General features: G+C 34.3%; 18 protein-coding genes. 7 read left to right on the top strand and 11 right to left on the bottom strand.

Annotated features, from left to right (window positions below; translation table 11 throughout):
* Positions 1-15: 15 nt before the first annotated feature.
* A complete protein-coding gene (locus tag D1606_RS00180; RefSeq protein WP_119413994.1) occupies positions 16-441 on the top strand; it encodes a MarR family winged helix-turn-helix transcriptional regulator in 426 nt (141 codons plus the stop codon).
* Between the two features lie 204 nt (positions 442-645).
* On the opposite strand, the gene D1606_RS00175 is transcribed toward D1606_RS00180, so the two are convergent.
* Together D1606_RS00175 and D1606_RS00170 are read right to left on the bottom strand one after the other, a co-directional pair.
* The gene (locus D1606_RS00175) at positions 646-1,194 is read right to left on the bottom strand and encodes an RNA polymerase sigma factor (RefSeq protein WP_119413993.1); all 549 of its coding nucleotides are present in this window, start codon (positions 1,192-1,194) and stop codon (positions 646-648) included.
* Positions 1,195-1,571: 377 nt separating this feature from the next.
* Complete coding sequence (locus tag D1606_RS00170; RefSeq protein WP_119413992.1) at positions 1,572-2,819, bottom strand: hemolysin family protein; 1,248 nt, start codon at positions 2,817-2,819, stop codon at positions 1,572-1,574.
* A 162-nt stretch (positions 2,820-2,981) separates the two neighbouring features.
* Here D1606_RS00170 and D1606_RS00165 point away from each other — a divergent pair, with 162 nt between their 5' ends.
* Entirely contained in the window at positions 2,982-4,364 is a 1,383-nt protein-coding gene (locus tag D1606_RS00165; protein WP_119413991.1) for a dipeptidase, read from the top strand.
* Positions 4,365-4,447: 83 nt separating this feature from the next.
* Here the strand turns inward: D1606_RS00165 and D1606_RS00160 are convergent, their stop codons facing one another.
* Entirely contained in the window at positions 4,448-5,026 is a 579-nt protein-coding gene (locus D1606_RS00160; protein WP_119413990.1) for a nitroreductase family protein, read from the bottom strand.
* A 112-nt stretch (positions 5,027-5,138) separates the two neighbouring features.
* Positions 5,139-5,618 carry an amidase domain-containing protein gene (locus D1606_RS00155; protein WP_119413989.1) on the bottom strand — a complete coding sequence of 160 codons (480 nt, stop codon included), beginning with the start codon at positions 5,616-5,618 and terminating at the stop codon, positions 5,139-5,141.
* Between the two features lie 304 nt (positions 5,619-5,922).
* On the opposite strand from D1606_RS00155, the gene D1606_RS00150 reads away from it, so the two are divergent.
* The gene (locus D1606_RS00150) at positions 5,923-6,945 is read left to right on the top strand and encodes a DUF2804 domain-containing protein (protein WP_119413988.1); all 1,023 of its coding nucleotides are present in this window, start codon (positions 5,923-5,925) and stop codon (positions 6,943-6,945) included.
* A 37-nt stretch (positions 6,946-6,982) separates the two neighbouring features.
* Here D1606_RS00150 and D1606_RS00145 read toward each other — a convergent pair whose 3' ends face one another.
* Positions 6,983-7,726, bottom strand: a complete 744-nt coding sequence (locus D1606_RS00145) for a glycerophosphodiester phosphodiesterase (RefSeq protein WP_119413987.1) — start codon at positions 7,724-7,726, stop codon at positions 6,983-6,985.
* Between the two features lie 354 nt (positions 7,727-8,080).
* On the opposite strand from D1606_RS00145, the gene helD reads away from it, so the two are divergent.
* The gene (gene helD, locus D1606_RS00140) at positions 8,081-10,303 is read left to right on the top strand and encodes an RNA polymerase recycling motor HelD (RefSeq protein ID WP_119413986.1); all 2,223 of its coding nucleotides are present in this window, start codon (positions 8,081-8,083) and stop codon (positions 10,301-10,303) included.
* Between the two features lie 315 nt (positions 10,304-10,618).
* On the opposite strand, the gene D1606_RS00135 is transcribed toward helD, so the two are convergent.
* Positions 10,619-11,482, bottom strand: coding sequence for a GNAT family N-acetyltransferase (locus D1606_RS00135; protein ID WP_119413985.1), 864 nt, complete (start codon positions 11,480-11,482; stop codon positions 10,619-10,621).
* Positions 11,483-11,599: 117 nt separating this feature from the next.
* On the opposite strand from D1606_RS00135, the gene D1606_RS00130 reads away from it, so the two are divergent.
* Positions 11,600-12,646: an acyltransferase family protein gene (locus tag D1606_RS00130; protein ID WP_119413984.1), complete on the top strand. Its 1,047-nt coding sequence runs from the start codon at positions 11,600-11,602 to the stop codon at positions 12,644-12,646.
* A gap of 85 nt (positions 12,647-12,731) precedes the next feature.
* On the opposite strand, the gene D1606_RS00125 is transcribed toward D1606_RS00130, so the two are convergent.
* Positions 12,732-14,555 (bottom strand): ABC transporter ATP-binding protein, encoded by a 1,824-nt coding sequence (locus tag D1606_RS00125; RefSeq protein WP_119413983.1) that lies wholly within the window; start codon positions 14,553-14,555, stop codon positions 12,732-12,734.
* Complete coding sequence (locus D1606_RS00120) at positions 14,548-16,281, bottom strand: ABC transporter ATP-binding protein (RefSeq protein ID WP_119413982.1); 1,734 nt, start codon at positions 16,279-16,281, stop codon at positions 14,548-14,550. The genes D1606_RS00125 and D1606_RS00120 overlap by 8 nt, the downstream gene beginning before the upstream one ends.
* 508 nt (positions 16,282-16,789) lie before the next feature.
* On the opposite strand from D1606_RS00120, the gene D1606_RS00115 reads away from it, so the two are divergent.
* Positions 16,790-18,802: a bifunctional diguanylate cyclase/phosphodiesterase gene (locus tag D1606_RS00115; protein WP_119413981.1), complete on the top strand. Its 2,013-nt coding sequence runs from the start codon at positions 16,790-16,792 to the stop codon at positions 18,800-18,802.
* A 71-nt stretch (positions 18,803-18,873) separates the two neighbouring features.
* On the opposite strand, the gene D1606_RS00110 is transcribed toward D1606_RS00115, so the two are convergent.
* Both D1606_RS00110 and D1606_RS00105 read right to left on the bottom strand, forming a co-directional pair.
* The gene (locus D1606_RS00110; RefSeq protein WP_119413980.1) at positions 18,874-19,338 is read right to left on the bottom strand and encodes a threonine/serine exporter family protein; all 465 of its coding nucleotides are present in this window, start codon (positions 19,336-19,338) and stop codon (positions 18,874-18,876) included.
* 10 nt (positions 19,339-19,348) lie between these two features.
* The gene (locus D1606_RS00105; protein WP_119414061.1) at positions 19,349-20,095 is read right to left on the bottom strand and encodes a threonine/serine exporter family protein; all 747 of its coding nucleotides are present in this window, start codon (positions 20,093-20,095) and stop codon (positions 19,349-19,351) included.
* A 141-nt stretch (positions 20,096-20,236) separates the two neighbouring features.
* On the opposite strand from D1606_RS00105, the gene D1606_RS00100 reads away from it, so the two are divergent.
* Positions 20,237-21,628 (top strand): polysaccharide deacetylase family protein, encoded by a 1,392-nt coding sequence (locus tag D1606_RS00100; protein ID WP_119413979.1) that lies wholly within the window; start codon positions 20,237-20,239, stop codon positions 21,626-21,628.
* A gap of 62 nt (positions 21,629-21,690) precedes the next feature.
* On the opposite strand, the gene D1606_RS00095 is transcribed toward D1606_RS00100, so the two are convergent.
* Entirely contained in the window at positions 21,691-22,863 is a 1,173-nt protein-coding gene (locus tag D1606_RS00095) for a saccharopine dehydrogenase family protein (RefSeq protein WP_119413978.1), read from the bottom strand.
* Positions 22,864-22,905: the final 42 nt, after the last annotated feature.

Below are 22,905 nucleotides of genomic sequence, written 5' to 3'. Positions count from 1 at the left end.
TTGGAGATGAAAATTATGAATGAGGCAAGAAGAGAAAAGATTACTTCCCTTTTTGAAGTTGTATCTTCATTAGAAAGAAAGTGGGCAAACGAGTGGAATAGCCATAATACGATGGGGTTGTCAAAAACGCACATCTTCATACTGGATATACTTGAATCGGAAGGTCCAATGCGTCCATCCTCTTTAGCAGAAAAACTACACGTCACTACAGGTGGTGTTACTGTACTCACTACAAAGTTGATGAAAGCTGGTTATATTAACAAAACACAGAACCCAACCGATCGTCGCGCTTCTCAACTTGAAATTACTGATGCAGGACATGAACTTTTAGAGGCTGCCCATGAACATATTAATAGCATTGTCGATCGTATGTTCGGCATGCTTACAGAAGATGAGATTCAGTCTTTAAAAATTATTTTCTCTAAATGCTTGCTTGGATAATTTTTAAAGCAAACAAAAACATCTGCTCCTGGTGGTACAACTAAATCTACCACCGCGAAAATGAGATTTCTTATTATAAAAAAAGAGGCTGCTCCGTAAGTTTTCTACTTATGGGGCAGCCCCTTTTATTCATTCTAACCTTCATCACAGCCAACGACCTCTGTATAGACCGTCTAGTGCTGTGATTAGAATTGATATTGATTATTATGCAGGTAAAATGACTTCTTTTGAAGTTGCATCAGACATCATAATATCTTTTAAACGTTGTTTTGCACGGAATAGACGAGATTTCACTGTTCCAATAGATACTTTCATCAATTCAGCAATCTCTACTAAAGAATATTGATTGACATAGAAATATAAAAGCGTATTACGATAGATACTATCAAGTTGATTGATCTTTTCTTGAACAATTTTTGAAACGGCTTCTTGTTCTACAACTGTTTCTGTAGAAGGATCATTGTTGGGAACCAAATCTAGTACTGGTACGTCTAATGTTTCAGGTTGGTTCATCATATATTTGCTACGACGAACATTTTTGCGATAGCGGTCGCGGAATGTATTCATACAAATAGTAGTAAGCCATGCTTTTACGTGTTCAACTTCTGCAACATAAGATTCATAACGGACAACTTTTACCCAAACTTCTTGCATGAGGTCTTCTGCCTCTGCTCTGTTACGTGTTAGTTTTAAGCATAAGTGATATATATAACGATTGTATTCTTCATAAACATTTTCAAGTGTAGTATTCATCTTTAAATATCCTCCGGTTTATCGTCTTGCTTTGATAAACCTATTTTCGCAAAAACAAAGCTTTCACTCTATCGGATTAACTTTCAATTACATTACATTCATGTAAGGTTTGACAGTCCTATGTGTAATGAATGTTTTTCAAACGTTGATTGAAAGAAAAACAATAGCTTTCTTTATCACAAATTAAGACTCGTTTATTATAACTCAGGTCCTTTATCACCGCTCTCACCTCTTTTATCACAAGTCGATTTAGAACTCCATTTCTTTTATTTTTATATATAGACCCACTACTCAACTATTTATAAATTACCAAGATTACCGTCTTTTCGATAAAAAAAGCCCAAAGCATCGTATGCTTTAGGCATTTATATAATAATTTATTCTGCTTGCTCTTCAAAAGTTTGCTTTGTAATCGTTAATTTTATAATTCGGCTATCATCGACTTCAGTTACAACAATGTGAAGGTTTTCAAAATCAAACGTTTCACCAGGTTCGGGAATATGCAAACTTTGCTCCAGTACAAATCCCCCAACTGTTTCGTGATCTTGAGGGATGTCCACATGGAAGATTTCATTGGCTTCTTCAATTTCTAATCGTCCATGACAGACTAGTGTATCTTCTGTTAGTTCATAAACGAGCGACTCTTCTTCCTCATCAGATTCATCTTCAATTTCTAGCCCAATCATTTCTTCAATAATATCTTCATGTGAAACGATTCCAAGTGTACCGCCATATTCATCTAATACGATAGCTAAATGTTTCTTCTGTGTAAGCATTAAAGTAAACACTTTCTCAATGCTTACAGTTGAAACTACAAATAATGGGTCTTCATCGATAAAATCAACTAACTTCTTCGAAGGATTTAATGACCATTCCACGAATTTCTTTGAATAGAACATCCCTACTACATTGTCCAAACTTTCTTCATAAACAGGATAGCGAGTAAATGAATACTCTAAAATTGTATTTCGTACTTCATCATAAGTAGCATCAATGGTTAATCCTATTACATCTGTACGATGTGTCCCCATTACATCAGATACGTCCTTATCCGGAAAATCCAACATTTCTTTCAAACGATCAGATTCACTCTCATCAAATGTACCTTCCGTAGAAGCAACGTCAACCATACCTCTTAACTCTTCTTTTGTTAAAGTTGCTTCAGTTACTGTACCATTTGAAAGAATACGGATAAACAAATTTGTAAATCCTTGTACAATCCATGTGATTGGTGTAAGAATTCTTACAAAAAACGCAATGACTGGAGCAACAACATATGCAAGTCGATCAGCAAATGTAACAGCAATTGTTTTTGGTAAGACTTCTCCAAATATAATAATAATAATTGTTAAAACCGTGGTAGCCACTGAAACTTGCCAATTATGACGTAGAGCAATAATCGTCAATAATGTTGGCATCAAAATGTTCACTGTATTATTTATGATTAGTATTGTCGTAATCATACGATCTGATTGAGTAAGCAATAGGTTCAACTTTTGGGACATACGGTCCCCTTGGTTTGCTCTCAATTGGACCTTCATCCTGTTAATAGCTGTTAAAGCTGTTTCACTTCCTGAAAAGAAAAATGATATGAGCAAACATATTATTAATCCAAGAAATTCCAACTATATTCCTCCCACAAAACTGTTAAAATTCCGTTCAATATTACACTTCATAATATACCATATTTTAGTTAAATCTGTATTTGAGAGGGTTGGGCTTTCTATATAAAATAATAGCTATGGTATAATAATTCCATTATTGAAATACTGAAATGAGGGATTTAAGTGAGTCAATTAGAAGCATTAGATACTTACTTTACTAAACATCGAGATGAACATCTTGAGGAAATGAAACAATTTTTATCTATTGCGAGTATCAGTTCTTTATCTGAACATAAAGAAGATATGATAAAAGCAGCAAATTTCCTTGGAGAGTCTATGAAGAAAGCTGGGCTCGAAAATATTAAAATCAATAAGACAGCTGGCCATCCAGTTGTAACAGCTGATTGGTTACATGCTGAAGGAAAACCAACTGTATTAGTTTATGGTCACTATGATGTTCAACCTGTAGATCCTTTGGAATTATGGGATAGCGAACCTTTTAAACCTGAAATTCGTGACAATATTTTATATGCACGCGGATCAAGCGATGATAAAGGACAAGTGTTCATGCATGTAAAAGTAATTGAAGGTTTGATGAAAGAAAATGGTGAACTACCTGTTAACGTAAAATTCTTAATCGAAGGTGAAGAAGAAATCGGAAGTGTACATCTTCCTGAGTTTGTTGAAGCTCATAAAGAAGATCTTGCAACAGACTTAGTATTAATCTCAGATACAAGTCTTTATGCACCAGGTCGTCCAGCAGTATGCTACGCATTACGCGGATTAACAGGTGTTCAAATTGACGTTCGTGCTGCTAAAGGAGATCTTCACTCAGGTATTTATGGTGGCGGTGTCCAAAACCCAATCCATGCATTAGCTGATATTCTATCTTCATTCCACGATGAACATGGCACGATTGCGGTAGACGGTTTCTACGATAAAGTCCGTCCAATTACAGCTGAAGAAAAAGCAGCTTATGAAGCATTAGATTTTGACGAAGAAGGCATTAAAGAAGAAGCTGGTGTCAAAGAATTATATGGCGAAGAAGGTTACACTTACCTTGAACGCACATGGGCTCGTCCAACTTTAGAAGTAAACGGTGTATTTGGCGGCTTCTCAGGTGAAGGTATTAAAACAGTTCTTCCTGCAACTGCTGGAGCAAAAATTACTTGTCGCTTAGTTCCTGATCAAGACCCTTACGAAATTGTTGAACAATTACGTGCACATATTGAAAAACATAAACCAGCTGGTGTGGACATTACAGTAACTGATTTCGATAAAGGGAAACCTTTTATCACTCCGCTTGATCATCCATATATTCAAGCTGCTGGTCGTTCATATGAAACTCAATATGACACAAAAACAGCCTATATTCGTGCAGGTGGTTCTATTCCAATCGTAGCTACATTTGACGAAATCCTAGAGGTGCCTGTTATCATGATGGGCTTTGCCTTATCAACAGAAAACTTCCATGCACCAAACGAACATTTCCACTTAGAAAACTTTGATAAAGGACTTCGTGTTATTAGTGATTACTATTACGAAATCGCCAATTTATCAAAATAGATTCTAAAAAAACCGGAATTCCTATTAATAGGAATTCCGGTTTTTTTAGCTTAAAAGGAAGGGTGAAAAAAATACCTTCACAATTATTCCTTTTCACCAAAGTTAGTAACAATTTCTTCAGCAGATTTACGTGGTTTTTCTTTAGGAATTGTATCAAAATAACCAAATTGAAGCATGCTGATAATTCGTTCTTCTGGTTTTACACCTAGTGCATCACGGAATTTTGGATTATCAATCCAGTTTGGTGTTTTCCAACATGCACCGATTCCACGGTCCCATGCTAATAATTGAATGTTTTGGATAAAGCCACTTGCTGCTGCAAAATCTTCATAACGTTCTTTTTGGCGAACGTCTTGAGGTACAATGACAAATGCATAAGCACCCGGGGTTACGAATTTTTGCATTTTCTTCGCAAGTACTTCTTCAGATAGCTCTTTCCAATCTGGCACTGCATATTCACGGATTAAATCTTTCAATTCATCTAATTCAGAGCCACTAGCTAATACAATTCGCCATGGTTGACGATTACCATGATTTGGCGCCCATACTGCAATATCAATGATTTCCATTAAATCTTCACGATCTACTGGTTGACCATTAAACATTTTAATAGAACGACGACCACGGATAGCTTCTTCAACAGATAAAGATTGTTCGTTCATCATAATCACTCCTAATACAATCACAATTTACATAGAATATACCTGGTATGTATATTACTAAAATCAACCTTACCACAATCTTTCTAAAATATAAAAGAACATAACTGCAAGGTTATATGACATCTATTTTGAAAAAGTAATATTTTATATTAGGTGTATATGCACTTGAATCTTCATATGTCCATAATCGATGATAACTGTTCGTTGTATGTGCATTCACGTATGGTACACCCTTAACAATACTTGTTATGATTAAGGTATGATTAATTTTACCGTCACCATCAAAATCTAAAAAGATTAAATCCCCTAACTGTAATTCACTGACACTATCCACTCGTTTTCCGACTAATCCTGTTTTAGCCGTTTCTAAATACCAACGGAGCGCATTTGATGTCGTCCAGCTATAACTCCAAGTTCCACCTTTGATCCACCAACCCTTAGCACGATTAGGTGCATCCGTCATAGGAGCTCCACCTGCCAATAAACATTGTGAAATGTAATTTGTGCAATCATCATCGAATTTTGGAAAAGCAGGATTGAAACTGTTCCACCAACGATTAGCATATTCAACTGCCGCTTTCCTATTATACATAGCCCAAAACCTCCTGTTCTTACCTTATGTAAAAACAGCACTATTTGCTACTTATCCTTTAAAGAAAACCGATATCATTAGAAAGATCAAAAGAAATATTATATAGATTTCGTATGATTACATTTACTTTATTCGGTAAATATTTATATATTTATATCCAATTATGTCAATAATATAAACTCAAAATTATTAAAGAACACAATTCTTCATTTTTCCATGATGAAGTGACAAAAATCACATAATTTTTGGTACAATAAAAACAACTTAGTTGTATCTCTTATTTTTGTTTGAAAGGATGTTTGAATTGACTCAGCACGCTGAAAAAGAGATTGTTGAACCAACATTACTATGCGATCATAAAGGAAACTTAAATCCTGCTGCTATTGGGTATGCTAGAAAGCCTATTATCCAAAGTAATTTAAAGGGTCATTTCATGCGCAAGAAAAAGTGGAATTATTGGTGCATATTCGGTGACGATATTATGTTCTCGGCGACCATTAGTCATTTAGATTACGCAGCAGTATGTTTCGTTTATTTTCTCGAATATGAAACTCAAAGATATTTTGAAAAAACGATTACAATCCCTCTTGGTAGTCGTTTAAAAATGCCTGAAAATGTTTTGGAAACAATATCTCTAAATAATAGTGATATGAAAGTCCAAATATTATACTCTCAAGGAGAAACTCAAATGACGGTCACAATCCCTGATTTTGATGATGAACTTTTACACGCTGATTTAACAATCAAACATCCAGAAAGCGATGACTCACTTAATGTAGTGATTCCTTGGAATCGTCAAACATTCCAATTCACAGCCAAGCACCACTCATTACCAACAAGTGGCTATGTGAAAATTGGCGATAAACGATACAACTTTAACGAAGAAGATTGTTTTGCAGTATTGGATTATGGGCGAGGAATTTGGCCAAGAGAAGCTGTTTGGAATTGGGCAATGGCGTCACAAAGTTGTGGCAATCACCGTATTGCTATAAATTTTGGTGGTCAATGGACCGATGGAACAGGTATGACTGAAAATGCTCTGTTTATAGATGGGAAAATGCAAAAAATCCATGAAGACGTTATTTTTAAATATAATAGTCAAGACTTTATGCAACCCTGGCATATTCATACAAAATTCACCGATGATGTTCACCTTACCTTTACACCATTTTTTGAACGTGAAGCCTCAACAGATGTAAAACTAGTAAAATCTAAAGTTCATCAAATGGTGGGCTACTATGATGGACGTATTCGATTAGAGGATGGGTCTATTATGCCTATTCAACAATTACTAGGAACAATAGAAGAACATGTTGCGAAGTGGTAAAAAAAAGAGAGGCCTATAAAATTAGACCTCTCTTTTTTTAGTTCATTTTCCAATTGTACTTTTTACTATATGCATGTCGGTACAGTTTTTCTGGATAATCTGTAAATACACCGTCTACTTCAATCTCTTCCATCAAATCGTAATCATTGGTTGTATTAACGGTGTATACTCGTACTGTATTGCCAGCATTAATGGCTTTTTTCGCAGATTCTCGTTTTGCTGCAACAAGTGAAATATGCAATGCAGTTGCACCAATCATTTGACCATATGCATCTAGATTCACTAATATTTTCATGAATAGTGCAGCCACTTCATTGGTAGGTGCCTTTTGAAGAACTCGTTCTACTATTTCATGGTCGAATGATGAAAATAAGACACGCTCCATCATCTCATGTGATTTCACTGTTTCAATAACATCATCTTCTAGACCTGGATATTCAAATACATCGGTTTTCAATTCAATATTAATCATATGATGTGTTGTTCTGAAAATATCAAGCACTTCATCGAGTGTAGGAATTTTCTCTCCAGTAAAATGCTGACCTTTCCATTTACCAAAATCATATGACCGAATTTCTTCAAATGTCATATCACGAATATAACCTTTCCCGTTCGAAGTACGGTCAATTTTTTCATCATGATTAATTACCAATACGCCATCCTTTGTACGCTGAACATCTAATTCAACGCCGTAAATCGGTAATTTTGCTGCTTCTTTAAAAGCAAGTAATGTATTTTCTGGATAATCACCTGATGCACCACGATGCGCGAATATTTTCATTTGTTTTCCTCCAGCAATTTTCTAGTTACTAAATACATCCTATCGCTAGAGCAAATTTTATACAATATTTAAACTTCATATCAACTACGCATTAGCGTATAGTTATAATTATTACCCTAGGATAAAGTGAAACTTCCATTAGTGGGAGCTTCATCTCCACTGATGGTTAGTTGAACCAATAGGGCTTTTATGGGCAGTTATTCCCCTACCCTCTTTGGTGGGAATTACTGCCCGTTTATTGCGACTTCCTTCAGTGAGGTTCCTACATACAGGACGTACAAGTGCCAACTTTGCCACAGGATTGGGCTCTAGTTGACTTCATCATATTTGGATAAAAAAAGGAGGCCAAATTTAATGACGCAACATCCGGATTTTAAAGAGGAAGAACAACATTTAGCTTATACAAAATACTATATGCAAAAATTATTAGACGAATCAAAACGAGACGTTCAAACTGCACAAGAAAATATTCGAACGGCAATGGCTGATTTAGATTACTTAGATTCAAGTTTAAGCTACCAAAATATTTTAACAAATGCTCGTTTCTTTGATATGGCCAAAAACCAAAGTGAAGGATTAGAGGCGATTCGTCAAAAGCCCTACTTTGCACGTATTCATTTCCAAAAAGAAGATGAACCCTCTGAAAAATTATATATCGGAAAAACATCACTTTTTGATCGCGAAACGCAAGAACCTATTATTGTAGACTGGCGTTCTCCAGTTGCTAATGTATATTACGATGGACGTCTTGGTGATTTAACTTATGAAGTAAATGGAGAAGAAAATAAAGGTCATCTTTACTCAAAACGTCAATATAAAATAGAAAAAGGTCGATTACTAGAAGTACGTGATATTGACCTCACTACAAATGACGAACTTTTGCAGGATGCTTTAGCTGGAAAGGCAGATGTTCGCTTAACAGAAATCGTTTCCACCATCCAAGCGGAACAAAACGAAGTTATTCGTGCACACTTAAAACAGCCAATTCTTGTTCAAGGGGCTGCAGGTAGTGGTAAAACTACGATTGCCCTACATAGAATCTCCTATTTTCTATATACAATGGGTGAACACTTCCGTGCACAAGATTTAATGATTTTAGCACCAAATAAATTATTTATAGATTATATTGCAGACGTTTTACCTGAACTTGGGGTCGGACAAATTTGCCAGACAACTTTTGCTGAATATGTACAAAATGCTACCCACATAAAGCTAAAATTACAGGATCCAAATAAGCAGCTAGAGGATTTAGTAAAACAAGACAAAATAGAAGAAACGACATTATGGGTTTCTAAAATGAAAGGAACTCTCGAATACAGAGATATAATGGCACGCTATGTAGCAAAACTAGAAGGTGCAATTGCTGATCAATTTGAAGATGTTTATATTGAAAAATACCGCATCTTAAAAGCTTCACATTTACGTCGACTATTTTTAGAGGATTATAACTACATGCCTTTAGAAAAACGATTAGCAAAAGTTCGCTCTGTGATGCAAAGTCATATTCGACAAAAGCGAAAACAACTTCTCTATACGTTAAAAAAACGCTATGATGCTGTTCTTGATAAAGCTCTGTTCGGCATTCGAGATGACGCAAAACGAAAAAAGGTTGTCACAAAATGGATTGATGAACGCGATGCAAGACTTCCTGCAGTAGAAAAAGAGTCAAAAACTGTTGTAACTCGTTATATGAAAAGGTTTGAAAAGTATAAGATTAAATCATTGTATCGCGAATTTTTGACGAATAGAGTCTTACAAGAAGAACTTGCACCGGAATGGTCTAAAAAAGAACATGGTTTGTTTGAAGAAATGCACAAAAAAGAAACGTGGGCTTTAGAAGATTTAGCTGCAATTTTCTATTTATATGCAAAGATTAAAGGCATCAAAGAGGAATGGAAGATGAAGGTAGTCTTTATCGATGAAGTGCAAGATTATAGCTTGTTTCAGCTTGCTGCTTTAAAAGAGGGGCTTGAGACAGATATGTTCACAATGGTTGGTGACCTTGCACAAGGGATTCACAGCTATCGTTCATTGACAGATTGGACACCCGTTCGTGAGCTTTTCCCTAGAGCTAGTTACAAAACATTGCAAAAAAGTTATCGTACTACAATTGAAATTATGGCTGTTGCTAATCGTATTTTAGAAAAAATGAAAGAAGATTTACCTTTAGTAGAACCCGTAGTTCGTCATGGGGATGAACCAACATTTCATGAAATGCAAAAGTTCGATACATCAAAAATCATTGAAATCTATGAACAAATTCGAAGTAAAGGACATCGCTCCATTGCTCTTATTTGTAAGACAACAATTGAAGCGAAAATGGCGACAAAAGCATTGCAAAAAACGTCAATTAAAGTGCAATCATTATCAGAGACATCTGAAATTGACCAAGATGCACTTTTGATCATCCCAAGTCATCTTGCAAAGGGGCTTGAATTTGATGCTGTCATAATTGCAGCAGTAGACCAACCATTCCGTGATACACCGATTGATCGTAAACTTTTGTATGTTGCAATCACTCGTGCTATGCATGAATTACATTTACTCGCTCCTAAAAAGGAAGATCTCTTGATTTAATCAAAAAAGCATGAAAACATCCATAAAGATGTTCTCATGCTTTTTTATTTTCTAGAAGGAATTGGATAATAACGTTTCTTATGACTTTTGCTTAAGTTTCGACTAAAGAGTTTTAGTAAAAATTGTGTGAAAAATTTTTTCTGTGAAACCTCATTCTTTGGTAATGCAGGCATCCTCATTCAATCCCCTCCAAAACCTATTATCATTCACTTCTATATTATGTTTTTTATTTAAAAAGTATACATATTAAATGTCAATTATTTATTAATTTTGTGTAAATTTTACCCTTGATGTCAAAGTTGTAAGTATTGGTATTTAGGCTCTCACAAAGTAATCTATTTGGTTTATTGGTGTAAATCCAGCTTTCTTGTACACACTAATTGCACTGTTATTATCAATTTCAACTTCTAGTAACACTTTGTATTGGTCAGATGTATATGCATAGTTTTTTACCCATTGTAAAATAGATGAGCCTATTCCTTGACCACGAAGTATTGGATCTACTGTAAGTGCTGTAATCCATATACCCGTTTCATTTTCAACTAACGAAACTGTCCCAACTATTTCTTGGTTTCGTTCTACCATATAAAGTGATCGACCTTTAGTCGTTGTATTAAGTGAAATAAGTTCTTCAGTTTCTTCAGGCAGATCTCCAAAACCATCGTGCATTAATTGGATGAGTTTATTTTTATCTTCCTCTTTAAAAAAGCGAACATGAATAAGATTGGAAACTTCACTTTTTTCTGAAGGGGCTTGCAATGTAGCTTCTGAAGAGTTGTATTCATAGCCTTGTTGGTGCAAAAACTGATGTCCAACTTCATCTGCAAAGGATACAGCCATATCGCCTGTTGCTCCTCTTTCATTTAGGGCATTTTTTAAACCATCTACAAGCACTCTTCCAATACCCATTCTGCGGTATTCTGGGTGTACAACTACAGTCCATTCATATGTATTTAATCCAAATAAATCGTTGGCCACTATGAATCCTAAAAGTTGGTCTTCTTCACTATATGCTAGAATAACAAAACCTATATTCTTATAATTCCCCCAATCATTGCAATTTGTTAATGGCGAAATATCTTGATGATATTGCTCTTTAGTTTTTTGTATTATGTCCATCATTTCCTTTATGGTCAATTCATCCATAGGAAATGATGCTTTCATTAGATAAATATTCAACTATAAGTCCTCCGTTTTGTAATAGTTTTGAAATATAAATGATATAAAAATATTATTTTACCCTACTTTTATTCATGCGACTAAAGGTATAGAATATCGCTTTGGAGGCTAAAAATAATGACGAAAAAAAGATTAACCTGGGTCGATGCAACAAAAGGTTTTTTAATGTTGCTTGTAGTAATAGGTCATTATCCAAAACAACTGGATTATCCTTTACTAACATATATTTATTGGTTCCATATGCCTGCATTTTTTGTTCTTAGCGGCTTATTTTTTAGACCAGCTGATTCTAGTACCTCTATGATTCAATCTATCAAAAAAAGATCTATACAATTACTAGTGCCTTACATATTCTTTGTATTTATCATAACATGTCTCCGTTATGTATTAGCTTTTTGGACTGGGCACGTAGATATTGAATATTATAAACATGATTTACTTACTATTCTTTTTGGCGGGCGTTTCGCTCGTGGCTCTTATGGAGTAATTTGGTTTATCACTACATTATATTTTACTTATATTGCATTTTTATTTGTTACCCGTTATTTAAATCGTATAAACCAAGTTTTATTTATTACACTCTGCTATATAATTGCCCAATTAGAAAGTTTTTATGTAGTGAATATTGTAGGTGGGTCTGTCGATGAAGCATCCCAAACTATTTTAGTACCTTGGAACTTAGATGTAGTACTCATTGCAATTGGCTATTTTGCAATCGGTTATTTTGCAAAAGAAATTTTCTTACACATAAAACTCCCCTTATGGATTACATGTACATCTATTTCTATAATGGCTATGAGATTAACCTGGAACGAAGAATTAGACTATCATCTTAGTATGAAATTTATTCGCTACAGTCATCCAATATTAGATATCGCACTACCTATTGCATTTCTAGTGATGATTTTTGGACTATTCCAATTTATATCGAAGTATATTCGCCTGAAGGTGTTGGAGTTTATTGAAATGCATTCTATTACAATTATGTATCTGCACATATCAGTAGATAAATTGATAAACGATTTTATAGAATACGAATTGTTAGGCTATACATTGATTTGCCTATTCATCCCACTAATCATTTCCGTATTCATGCAACGGTTCATGCCTTATGCTACTTTGTTAATGGGTAATTTTCGATTTAAAAAAGTGGCAAGATCGTAAAACAAGCATGCATTTATTTTCAAATTTAACCGTTCAAAAGCAAATTAAATTACTTTTGAACGGCTTATTCAAAACAAGTCTTAGCTTATAATGTTGACTGTTGTAACATTTGATAGAACACGCCTTTTTTAGCTATCAATTTTTCCCTTTCCCCTGATTCTATTAACTTTCCTTTTTCCATAACTAATATAAGGTCAGCTTTTCTAATTGTATTTAATCGATGCGCAATGACCAAACTTGTACGGCCCTCCATTAATCGCTCTAAAGCCTCTTGAATCTCTAATTCCGTTACTGTATCAATACTGCTAGTTGCCTCGTCTAACAAAAGAATAGCCGGATTGGCCACCAATGCTCTTGCAATGGATAACAATTGCCTTTGACCTTGACTAATTTCTCCTCCATCTGCAGTTAAAACGGTATCATAACCGTTTGGTAATGACATGATAAAATTGTGTGCATTAGCTTTTTTTGCTGCATTAACAACGTCATCATCGGTTGCTTGAAGTCTTCCATAACGAATATTTTCTTTAATAGTTGCTTCAAACAAAAAAGGCTCTTGAAGGACAAACGCCATTTGGCTTCTCAAATTTTGTCGAGAGATTGTTTGGATTGGACAATCATCGATTAAAATACGTCCTTGTTGAGGATCGTAAAAACGAGCAAGTAACTGCATAATAGTTGTCTTACCAGCCCCCGTAGCACCAACTAAAGCAACTGTTTGTCCTTTTTTCACATGAAAGTTAATATGCTCTATTGTTGCTATATCTTCCTCTAAATTATATTGGAAAGATACATCTTCAAATGTTACATCTCCTCGAATTTCGCGTATTAACTCGCCTTTTCCTTGGTCTTGCTCCTCTTTTTCATCCATTATCGTAAATACTCGTTCTGCACCAGCTATAGCTGACAGTACATTATTAAACTGGTTCGATAAATCATTCAAAGGTCTTGTGAATTGTCTAGCATATTCAGAAAAAACAACAATTGTTCCAATAGAAACATAACCTTTTAATGCTAGAATTCCACCGACTCCTGCAACAATTGCAAAGCTGGTATTATTTAATAAGTTCATCGTTTTCGGAATTGCACCTGAGTATACATTTGCCCAATACCCTACTCTACGTAAATCACTACTTTTGTTAGCAAACTCATCAATCATCCGTTGTTCTTGAGAAAATGCCTTAACTACCCTTTGACCAGAAATGGTCTCTTCAATCATTCCATTAAGTGATCCTAAAGCTTGTTGTTGTGTTTTAAATAATTTCCCTGTCCTTCTCGTAATCCAACGAGTAGAAACAAACATAACAGGAATAATTAGCATCGTTAAAAAAGTCAGTAGCGGACTCATTGAAAACATTACTACCAAAGTTCCAACTAACGTTATAACACTCGAAAACACTTGGATAAATGTACTATTTAAGGTGGAACTAATATTATCCATATCATTGGTCATACGACTCATCAATTCGCCATGTTGCCTTTTATCGAAGAATGCAATTGGTAATCGTTGAAACTTTGCAAATAGTCCTGTTCGCATTCGATATACCGTTTGTTGTGCGATTCCAATCATCCAATAATTTTGCAAAAATATTGAGATAGACAATCCAATATAAACAAATATCAGAACTAAAATCATACTTTTTAAACCTGTAAAATCTTTTTTTATCATATGGTCATCAATTATTTTACCGATTAGATATGGACCTAATAATGATAAAATTGAACTTATAACGACCATTAGCAAAATGATGATTAACAAAGCCCTTTGTTCATCTACGATTTTCCAAATTCGACCTAATGTTTTTCGCCAATCGCTTGCCCTTGCGCCTTTTCTCTTTTTTGAAGATTGAATATCTTCTTTAGTTAAAACAGGTTCATATATATATGATCGCAGCTTTGATTTAATCATCACCTTTTACCCCCAGTTCCATTTGGGATTGCGCAATTTTTTTATATAAAATTGAACTTGCTATTAACTCTTTATGTGTTCCAAATGCAGAAAGAACACCATCTTCTAATAATATAATTCGATCTGCACCTTTAGCTGTTCGTATTTTCTGTGTTACCACAAGCATCGTTGCTTGTTCCTCTTCTAACGCTTTCCATAACGCAGACTCTGTTTTTACGTCTAGAGCGCTTGTACTATCATCAAACAATAGAAACTCAGGTTTTCGTAAAATTGCTCTTGCTATAGATAGTCTTTGTTTTTGACCACCAGATAAATTAACGCCTTTTTGACCTACACGTGTTTGATATCCATTTTGAAAGTCCATTATGGAATCATAAATTTGAGCTTGTTTTGTGGCTTTTATTACTTCTTCTTTTGTCGCCTTTGTTTTCCCCCAAGTAATATTGTCAAAAATAGTTCCTGTAAATAACAATGACCGCTGTGGTACATATCCGATTGACTGACGAAGATTCTTTAAATTCCATTCTTTAATGTCTACGCCATCGACTAATATACGACCTTCTTCTACTTCATAAAATTTGGTGATAAGCTGCAATAACGTTGATTTTCCAGAACCAGTTGCACCCATAATGGCGATTTTCTCACCCTTTTTACAGCTAAATGAAATATTCTTCAATACGTATCTGTCTGTTTGTGGATATTTAAACGAAACATTTTCAAATACAATTTCGCCTTTCTTATATGGTGCCTCTATTTTTGTAGGTAAAACAACTTCCTCTATTCCATCCTTGATCAATAGTATTTCTTCCATACGAGTTGCCGATGCTTTCGCACGTGAAAAAAGTGTAATGATAAAAGCAAACATTGAAAACGAACCGGTCATACGCATTGTATAATTGACTATCGCTGCTATATCTCCAATATTGGTTTTCCCGTTTTGAATTTGCCCTGCTCCAAACCATAAAATAGCTAACATCGCAATATTCATCACGATTAATAATATAGGCTGGATATATTCCATTAAACGTAAAGCACTTGACGTATCTTTTTTTAATGCACTTGCAACCTTTTCAAAGCGACTCACTTCATATAAACCTCGTAAATAAGCTTTTACTAAACGCATCGCTTGTAAATTTTCTTGAATCATTCGATTTACACGATCTACTTTATGTTGAACTAATGCAAAATTACCGATACTCTTCTTCACCATCATATACATAAAAACCGCAAGAACTGGTATTCCAATACATAAATAAATGGCCAATGATGCGTCCACATAAAATGCCATGATTAAACTACCTAAAACTACTAAAGGTGCTCTCAACATAATACGTAAACTCATAAAGAATACCTGTTGCACTTGTGTTACATCATTTGTTAACCGTGTGATTAAACTTGCAGAAGGAAATTGAAGAAAAGTTGCCATTGTAAATGATTGAACCTTTTTAAACAGTGCATTTCGCAAATCATAAGCAAAATTTTGTGCAGCATACCCTGCAAAAAAAGAATTACAAATACCTGCCAAGAAAGCAAGTAATGCAAGAAGCATCATAATTGACCCCCATAGCCAAATCGTATGACTTTCCCCTACAACGATTCCTTCATCTATTATTTTTCGAATAAGTAATGGTTGCGTAAGCTCTACAGCTAATTCAACAAACATTAGCATAAGCGCTATAATAATAGATAACCTATACCTTTTTATGTATTGAAATATCGTATTCAATGATAAACTCCTTTCTTACGGTTCCATATAATTATTTTTAAAAAATTCGAATTTTCTTTAACTATGTAATACATTTTACTGTTTTTTTATACTAAAGATATGAATAGAAAAAAACGAGAATACAGCAAAATAATTGTAATTAGCAAATTTTCCAAATACAATGGTAATAATAAAGTAGCATACAATTAAGAGATTGTTAGCATAAACGGCTTAAATAATTCGATAATTATACTCTTTCATAACACTAATTCTACCCTTAGTCATTTATGCGAATAAGTATTACGTTCTATATAGCAAGTTTATTATCTATATTTTTACAATACGTATTACTTAACTCTAAAATTATTAATTATATATATACTACTGTATTCACAAAAATAATTTTAAAACTCTCCGTTATTATTGTCCTAAAAATTTTTTTCTTTAACTCTCATTCTATTACTAATGACTTATCACTTTCTATTTACTATAATAATAAATATAGAAAACTCAAGGAGACTTAGAATTCATGAATGATATTCAAACAATTTTTCAAGCTGCTAATCCTGTATTAAACCAAACACCCTATCCAATGATGATTTTGAATCCTGAAGGCCTAGTTGTTGTTTGGAACCGTCAAGCAGAAAAGACATTTGGTTATAAACAAGAAGAAGTAATTGGAAATTCCACTCCCTTTATAGAAAAGGAAAGGACAAATCTATATAAAGAATTATGGCAAGAAATTATTCATTCTACAGAATTGTTTCAACTAGAACCTATTGCTGTACATACTAAGAGTGGAGAAATTTTGAATATTCCCATCACCTTCAAATCATTTACCATTGATAATAGCCGGTTAATTTTTTGTCAATTTATAATGGCTTCATCAGAACAGAAAAAAATTGGATCTTTCAATGAGTTTTCAAGTATTCGTGAAGGTTTAGAATCTTCTTTTATGATGCTATCTATTGATAACGAAGGGTTAATTACATACGCGAATGATCTATTTTTAAAATATAGCAATTGGACACCGAAACGAATAATAGGAAAAAGTTTTTGGAAAATGTTCCCTGAGCAATCTGATGGTACTACAATAGCGGATACAATATGGGGAGAATTGACTAAAGGAAAAATATGGAAAGGAGAAGTTGAAAAAATAACAAAAGATGGACAATCCTATTGGGTCGACCTTACGGCAATTCCAATCTATACTTCTTCTCAAACACCTTCTAGCTTCATAACACTTGAAAATAATATTACGGAGAAAAAAATCTTACAAAACCGATTAGAGAAAATCGCCTATATCGATCATGAAACCGGTCTTATGAACCGATATCGCTTAGAACAAATTGTTAACGAAATGATTGCAGAAAATCATCATTTCTCTTTTGTCTATTTTAGCATTGATCAATTTTATTCTTTAAAAGAATTATATAACAATCAAGCAGAAAAAGTTTTACTTCAAGAATTTACACAAAGAATGAAGATGTTTTTCCAAGATAGTTCAATGGCACGTATTAATACCAATGAATTTGTTGTGATAACTCCACTTGGCGAATGGTTTATCCAAGGTTTCCTATCTTATTTGGAACAACATCCGATTTACGTAAATGGTCGAGTTCTTCCCCTTTCAATCAGTGGTGGAATTACAAAATATCCAGATGATCAAGTGTCCTTTACTCATTTGATGAAAGCATCACATGCTGCCATTCAAAAAGTACAGGCTGAAGGTGGTGGCAACATTGTTAGTCTATCAAAAGCTGATCATAAAGCATTACATACAAAATCAGTTATTGAAAAGCGTTTACTTGTTGCGTTAGATAAAAAAGATTTAAAAGTCTTATATCAACCACAACTAGATTTAAAATCTGGTAGAATCACTACCGTGGAAGCTTTAGTTCGTTGGGATGATGAAGAAATTGGATCTGTTCCGCCAGATATACTAATTCCTATAGCTGAAGAAACTGGATTAATCAATGATATTGGTTCATTCATGTTGGAACAAGCTTGTCAACAAGCTGCCGAATGGCACAAAAAAGGGATTGATCTTAAGGTAAGTATTAACTCATCTGTAAGAGAGTTTCGAGATAAAAATATGGTCAAACAAATACGTAAAATTCTTGAGGAAACTGGTTGTCCTACTGAATTATTGCGTATCGAAATTACAGAAAAATTTGCACTTGAAGCTGAAGCTGAAGCATCTATTATTCAACAAATGAAGCAATTGCAAAATGATGGAATTGTATTTGTTCTAGACGATTTTGGTACTGGTTATGCATCTTTCAGATATATGCAATTATTACCATTATCTCAACTTAAAATAGATCAAGCATTTATTTCTTCTATTCAATATCAACCAAAAAGCCAAAAGTTGATCCAAGGTATTATTCATTTTGGAAAATCGCTTAATATGCGCGTCCTTGCAGAAGGTGTTGAAACACAAGAACAGCAAGATATACTTACGGAATTTGGATGTGATGCAATTCAAGGATTCCACGTCAGCCGACCGATTGAGGCATCAGAAGTCGTAAAATTATTATAATTATTGCGCACTGCATTCCTTATAAATTTTAAAAGCGATTGGATTCACTTATTAGAATCCAATCGCTTTATTTATGAAGAAGATTTTACTAATTTCGCTTTTCTTTTACGTATTGCATTAAAGATTAACTGCATAAATACCTCTGCAAACACTAATCCCATCACAATTGCACCTGATATAATAAATACCCTTGCAGCATATTGTATGCTCTCTGGATAATCATTTTCAACAATTGTTCTCATCGCATTATATGCTAGTCCTCCCGGCACAAGCGGAATAATCCCCGCAACACTGAATACAATCATCGGTGTTTTGAATTGTCGTGCTAATATATGTGCAACAATTGAAATGATAAAGGCACCAGCAAATGACGCAAATACCTCATCTACACCTTGTCGGATAAATGCATAATAGATCATCCACCCCATCATACCAACTAAACCACAATGGAATAATGTCCTTTTTGGTGCATTAAAAATAATGCCAAAAGCGGCTGTCGCTATAAAACTAAGTATCCCTTGAACAACCCAATCCATAAATCTCCTCCTAAAATGACAACACAAGTGCTATACCCGCGCCAATTGCAAAAGCCGTTAAAAGTGCCTCCATTCCTTTAGCAACCCCTGATACAAAGTGACCTGCCATTAAATCTCGTACAGCATTTGCTATTGGCAAACCAGGTACTAATGGCATAACAGAACCGATGATAATTTTATCTAGCTGATATCCTAAACCTGCTTTATACACTAAAACAGATAGTAATCCAACAAATAACGATCCGGTAAATTCAGCAAAAAATTTAACCTTTGTCAAAGAATGCATTGCTAAAAAAATGAGGTATCCAATTCCCCCAATTACCATTGCTGAAGGAAAATCCACCCATGTCCCATTAAACAAAATTAAAAAGCAGCCACTGGCAATTGCCGAAGCTAAAACTTGTACCCAGATTGGAAAGAATAAATCAGTATGTTCAATCTTTATCAATTCGCTATAAGCTTCTTCTAGAGTAATTACACCCGCAGTTAACTTTCTAGAAACAGAATTAATAAACGCTATTTTTTCCAAATCTGTTGTACGACTTGAAATCTGTGCGATTCTTGTGGGTCTTTTATGCCCCGCAGAAAATATAATACCAGTAGGCGTAACAAAACTTTGGGCATCTGTTAAACCTTGTGAAATTGCCATTCTAAGCATTGTATCTTCTGCACGGTATGTTTCCGCACCACTTTGTATCAGTAACCGTCCTGCGAGAAGAAAACAATCGATTGCTAATTCTTCTTGGGCTGTTTCAATCAATTCCCCTCTCACCTCTTCATAAATTTGACTATTTTTAAATTATTTTAACAAAAATGAAATTTTTCTAAATTTTTTATCCTCTTTTAAGCCCTAATAAGTTAGAATGAAATTATCAACAATAAAGGAGGAAGTTAGGAAGTGACCACCATTCATCCAAAGAAAAAACCACGTTGGGTCGACCTTCTACTAATTTGTGCGATCCTATCATTAACTGTTCTCACCATTTTTCTAGTTAGTATGCGAAATGGCAATATCTCTTCCAACGATCATGAACATACTGCATTGGCTGCATCAGCAGATATAGTGAAAGAAAAGACAAAGTATAATGGTATTTACATTGTTACTGAAAAATCCACCAATAAAAATGCACCTTATACCATTCAATATCCGAAGACATCCAGTAAAGTATTCAATCAATCTGTAAAAGATACTATACATAAAGTACGCGACCAATATTTAAAGGATATGGAAAAGTCACTCCAAAAAGATGATCAAATAGCTGGCAATCTGTCTATTACATACAAAACTATCATACACAAGAAAAAATATTACTCATTTGTTTTAACACAATCTATATATATCGGTAAAGATTCTAAGCAAAAAACTGTAAAGACCTTTATGTACGATCAAAAAAATAATAAGCAAATCTTACTTCAAGATGTTATTCCGTCTCAAAAAAGCTTAACACAATTAGCTAATGCTGTTAAAGACGCAATGAGTAAGGACAAAGAACTGAAAAATATTATGAACACGCCTTCTATTAAAAAAGCAACAAAACCACTTTGGATAAACTTCGAAAACTATTCTCTTACCGATCAAACACTGACTATTTACTATAATAGCAGTATATTATCCAAAAATATTACAAAGATAAAAGCTGTTCATATTCCTTTATCTTCTATTAATAACATAGTTGCACAACCATATAAAGTAAAAGTTAAAAAAGCTGTACAGAAGAAACCTACAAAAGTCGTAGCCTTAACATTTGATGATGGCCCAAGTAATACAGTAACACCTAAAGTATTAAAAATATTAAAGAAACACCATGCAAAGGCAACCTTTTTCATGGTCGGTTCTCAAGTAAATGCTAATCCTAAAATTGCTAAACAAGTTTGGAAAGAAGGACATGAAATTGGAAATCACTCCTACACACATGCCAACTTGAAGCAACTAACAAATGCGCAAATTAAAAAACAATTATCAATGACAAACAAAGCAATCCATAAAGCGACAGGACATAACCCTACTCTCTTTAGACCTCCGTATGGATCTGTAGACAACAGGGTTCGCTCACAGACGAAACTTCCTACTGTTTTGTGGAGCGTCGATACAAGAGATTGGGAACATCGTAATTCAAAAAAACTCTTATCCTATGTTAAGAAATATACTTATCCTGGGGCCATTGTTTTAATGCATGATATTCATATGCCAACAGCAAATGGGCTTGACAATGTACTTAACTATCTGGAAAAACAGGGGTATACATTTGTTACTGTCTCAGAACTAAATAATATGGAAAAGAAAAAATAAGAAAGGGCCATTCTAAAAGTTCACCTTAAGTCTGTGAATTTTTAGAAGCCCTGTTTATATGCTTACCCCTTTACAATATTTGTTGAGCGGTGTTTCGTTTCTATAATAGTGACTCCTCGATGTTTCATTTCACGTATATACGCTTCTCCTGGGACAATTTTTTCTGGTGGAAATACTCCACTCGCAGCAATTGTACCATCACCAATTAGTTGGGCAACAACTGAAATAGTATTTGCTGTGGCTAACGCCATCGCAGTTTCATTATTTTCTGCATCTTTATAAGTGACCATTTCATATTCATAAGTAACTGCTTCTTCATTACGTTCACCTTTTACTAGAACACGTAATAATACAACATCTCGCTTTTTACCAAGTTCTAATTTACTTTGTAATACTTCTCGTAGTACATCTCTTGCCTTTACTTTGTTCCCATCAACGTTTACTTCTGTATCCTTACTCGTTAACCCTAAATCCACGAGTAACTTAAACTTCTCTGCATGTCCAGAATAACGGATTGTTTTATATTCTAAAGTTTGAATATCAGGGAATGATTGCGTTAACGTTGATAATCCTCCTGATGTATGGAAAGCCTCTAATCCCTTAAATCCTTTGAAATAGACAGGTTCAATTTCAGATAAAGAAGGAATTTCACGTAATACCCCGTCCCTAACAACATAGGAAGGATCAGTATAATGGTCAAAAACGCCCTCTAACGAAAATACAACGTTATATTCTAAAGGAGGCTCCTTCTCCACCGGAATACCGCCTACATATATTTTAATCTCTTTAACAGCATCTAATTTAGAAGCTCCAAAGCCAGCTAGAATATTAATCATTCCAGGTGCAACGCCTAAATCTGGAATAATTGTTATACCTTTTGCTTTTGCTTCAGAATCAAGCTTCAATATTTTATCCGTTACCCCACCAATATGACCACCTAAATCAACAGAGTGGACCCCTATCTCAACTGCTGTCCGAGCCACTTTTTCATTGAACTTATAAAATAGCGCATTCACAACAACATTTGCTTTCGACATTACAATTTTAAGTTGTTGATCATCTGAAGCATCTAATTTTAAAACTTCAATTTTATCAGTTTGAAGTTTATCAGCAAATTCCTGTGCTTGGACAACGTTTAAATCTGCTAAAAAAACCTTTTCAACATTAGGATTTCTTACTAAATCACGTGCAACTTCTTTTCCCATTAGACCAGCACCCAAGACTGCAACTTTCATATTATGATCCCCCTTGGTCAATATAGATTTTAGAACTTACTG

Origin of the sequence: Rummeliibacillus sp. POC4, from assembly GCF_003576525.1 — a bacterium.
In the GTDB taxonomy this organism is placed as follows: Bacteria; Bacillota; Bacilli; order Bacillales_A; family Planococcaceae; genus Rummeliibacillus.
Note: the sequence above shows the minus strand (reverse complement) of the source record. Positions and strands in the feature narration are given on the sequence as shown.

Bases quoted from the DNA above. Each gene is read 5' to 3' on its own strand.
- D1606_RS00130 (WP_119413984.1), top strand. From the start codon at position 11,600: ATGACGAAAAAAAGATTAACCTGGGTCGATGCAACAAAAGGTTTTTTA.
- D1606_RS00175 (WP_119413993.1), bottom strand. From the start codon at position 1,194: ATGAATACTACACTTGAAAATGTTTATGAAGAATACAATCGTTATATA.
- D1606_RS00125 (WP_119413983.1), bottom strand. From the start codon at position 14,555: ATGATTAAATCAAAGCTGCGATCATATATATATGAACCTGTTTTAACT.
- D1606_RS00145 (WP_119413987.1), bottom strand. From the start codon at position 7,726: ATGAAAATATTCGCGCATCGTGGTGCATCAGGTGATTATCCAGAAAAT.
- D1606_RS00155 (WP_119413989.1), bottom strand. From the start codon at position 5,618: ATGTATAATAGGAAAGCGGCAGTTGAATATGCTAATCGTTGGTGGAAC.
- D1606_RS00110 (WP_119413980.1), bottom strand. From the start codon at position 19,338: ATGGATTGGGTTGTTCAAGGGATACTTAGTTTTATAGCGACAGCCGCT.
- D1606_RS00115 (WP_119413981.1), top strand. From the start codon at position 16,790: ATGAATGATATTCAAACAATTTTTCAAGCTGCTAATCCTGTATTAAAC.
- D1606_RS00095 (WP_119413978.1), bottom strand. From the start codon at position 22,863: ATGAAAGTTGCAGTCTTGGGTGCTGGTCTAATGGGAAAAGAAGTTGCA.
- D1606_RS00160 (WP_119413990.1), bottom strand. From the start codon at position 5,026: ATGAACGAACAATCTTTATCTGTTGAAGAAGCTATCCGTGGTCGTCGT.
- helD (WP_119413986.1), top strand. From the start codon at position 8,081: ATGACGCAACATCCGGATTTTAAAGAGGAAGAACAACATTTAGCTTAT.
- D1606_RS00180 (WP_119413994.1), top strand. From the start codon at position 16: ATGAATGAGGCAAGAAGAGAAAAGATTACTTCCCTTTTTGAAGTTGTA.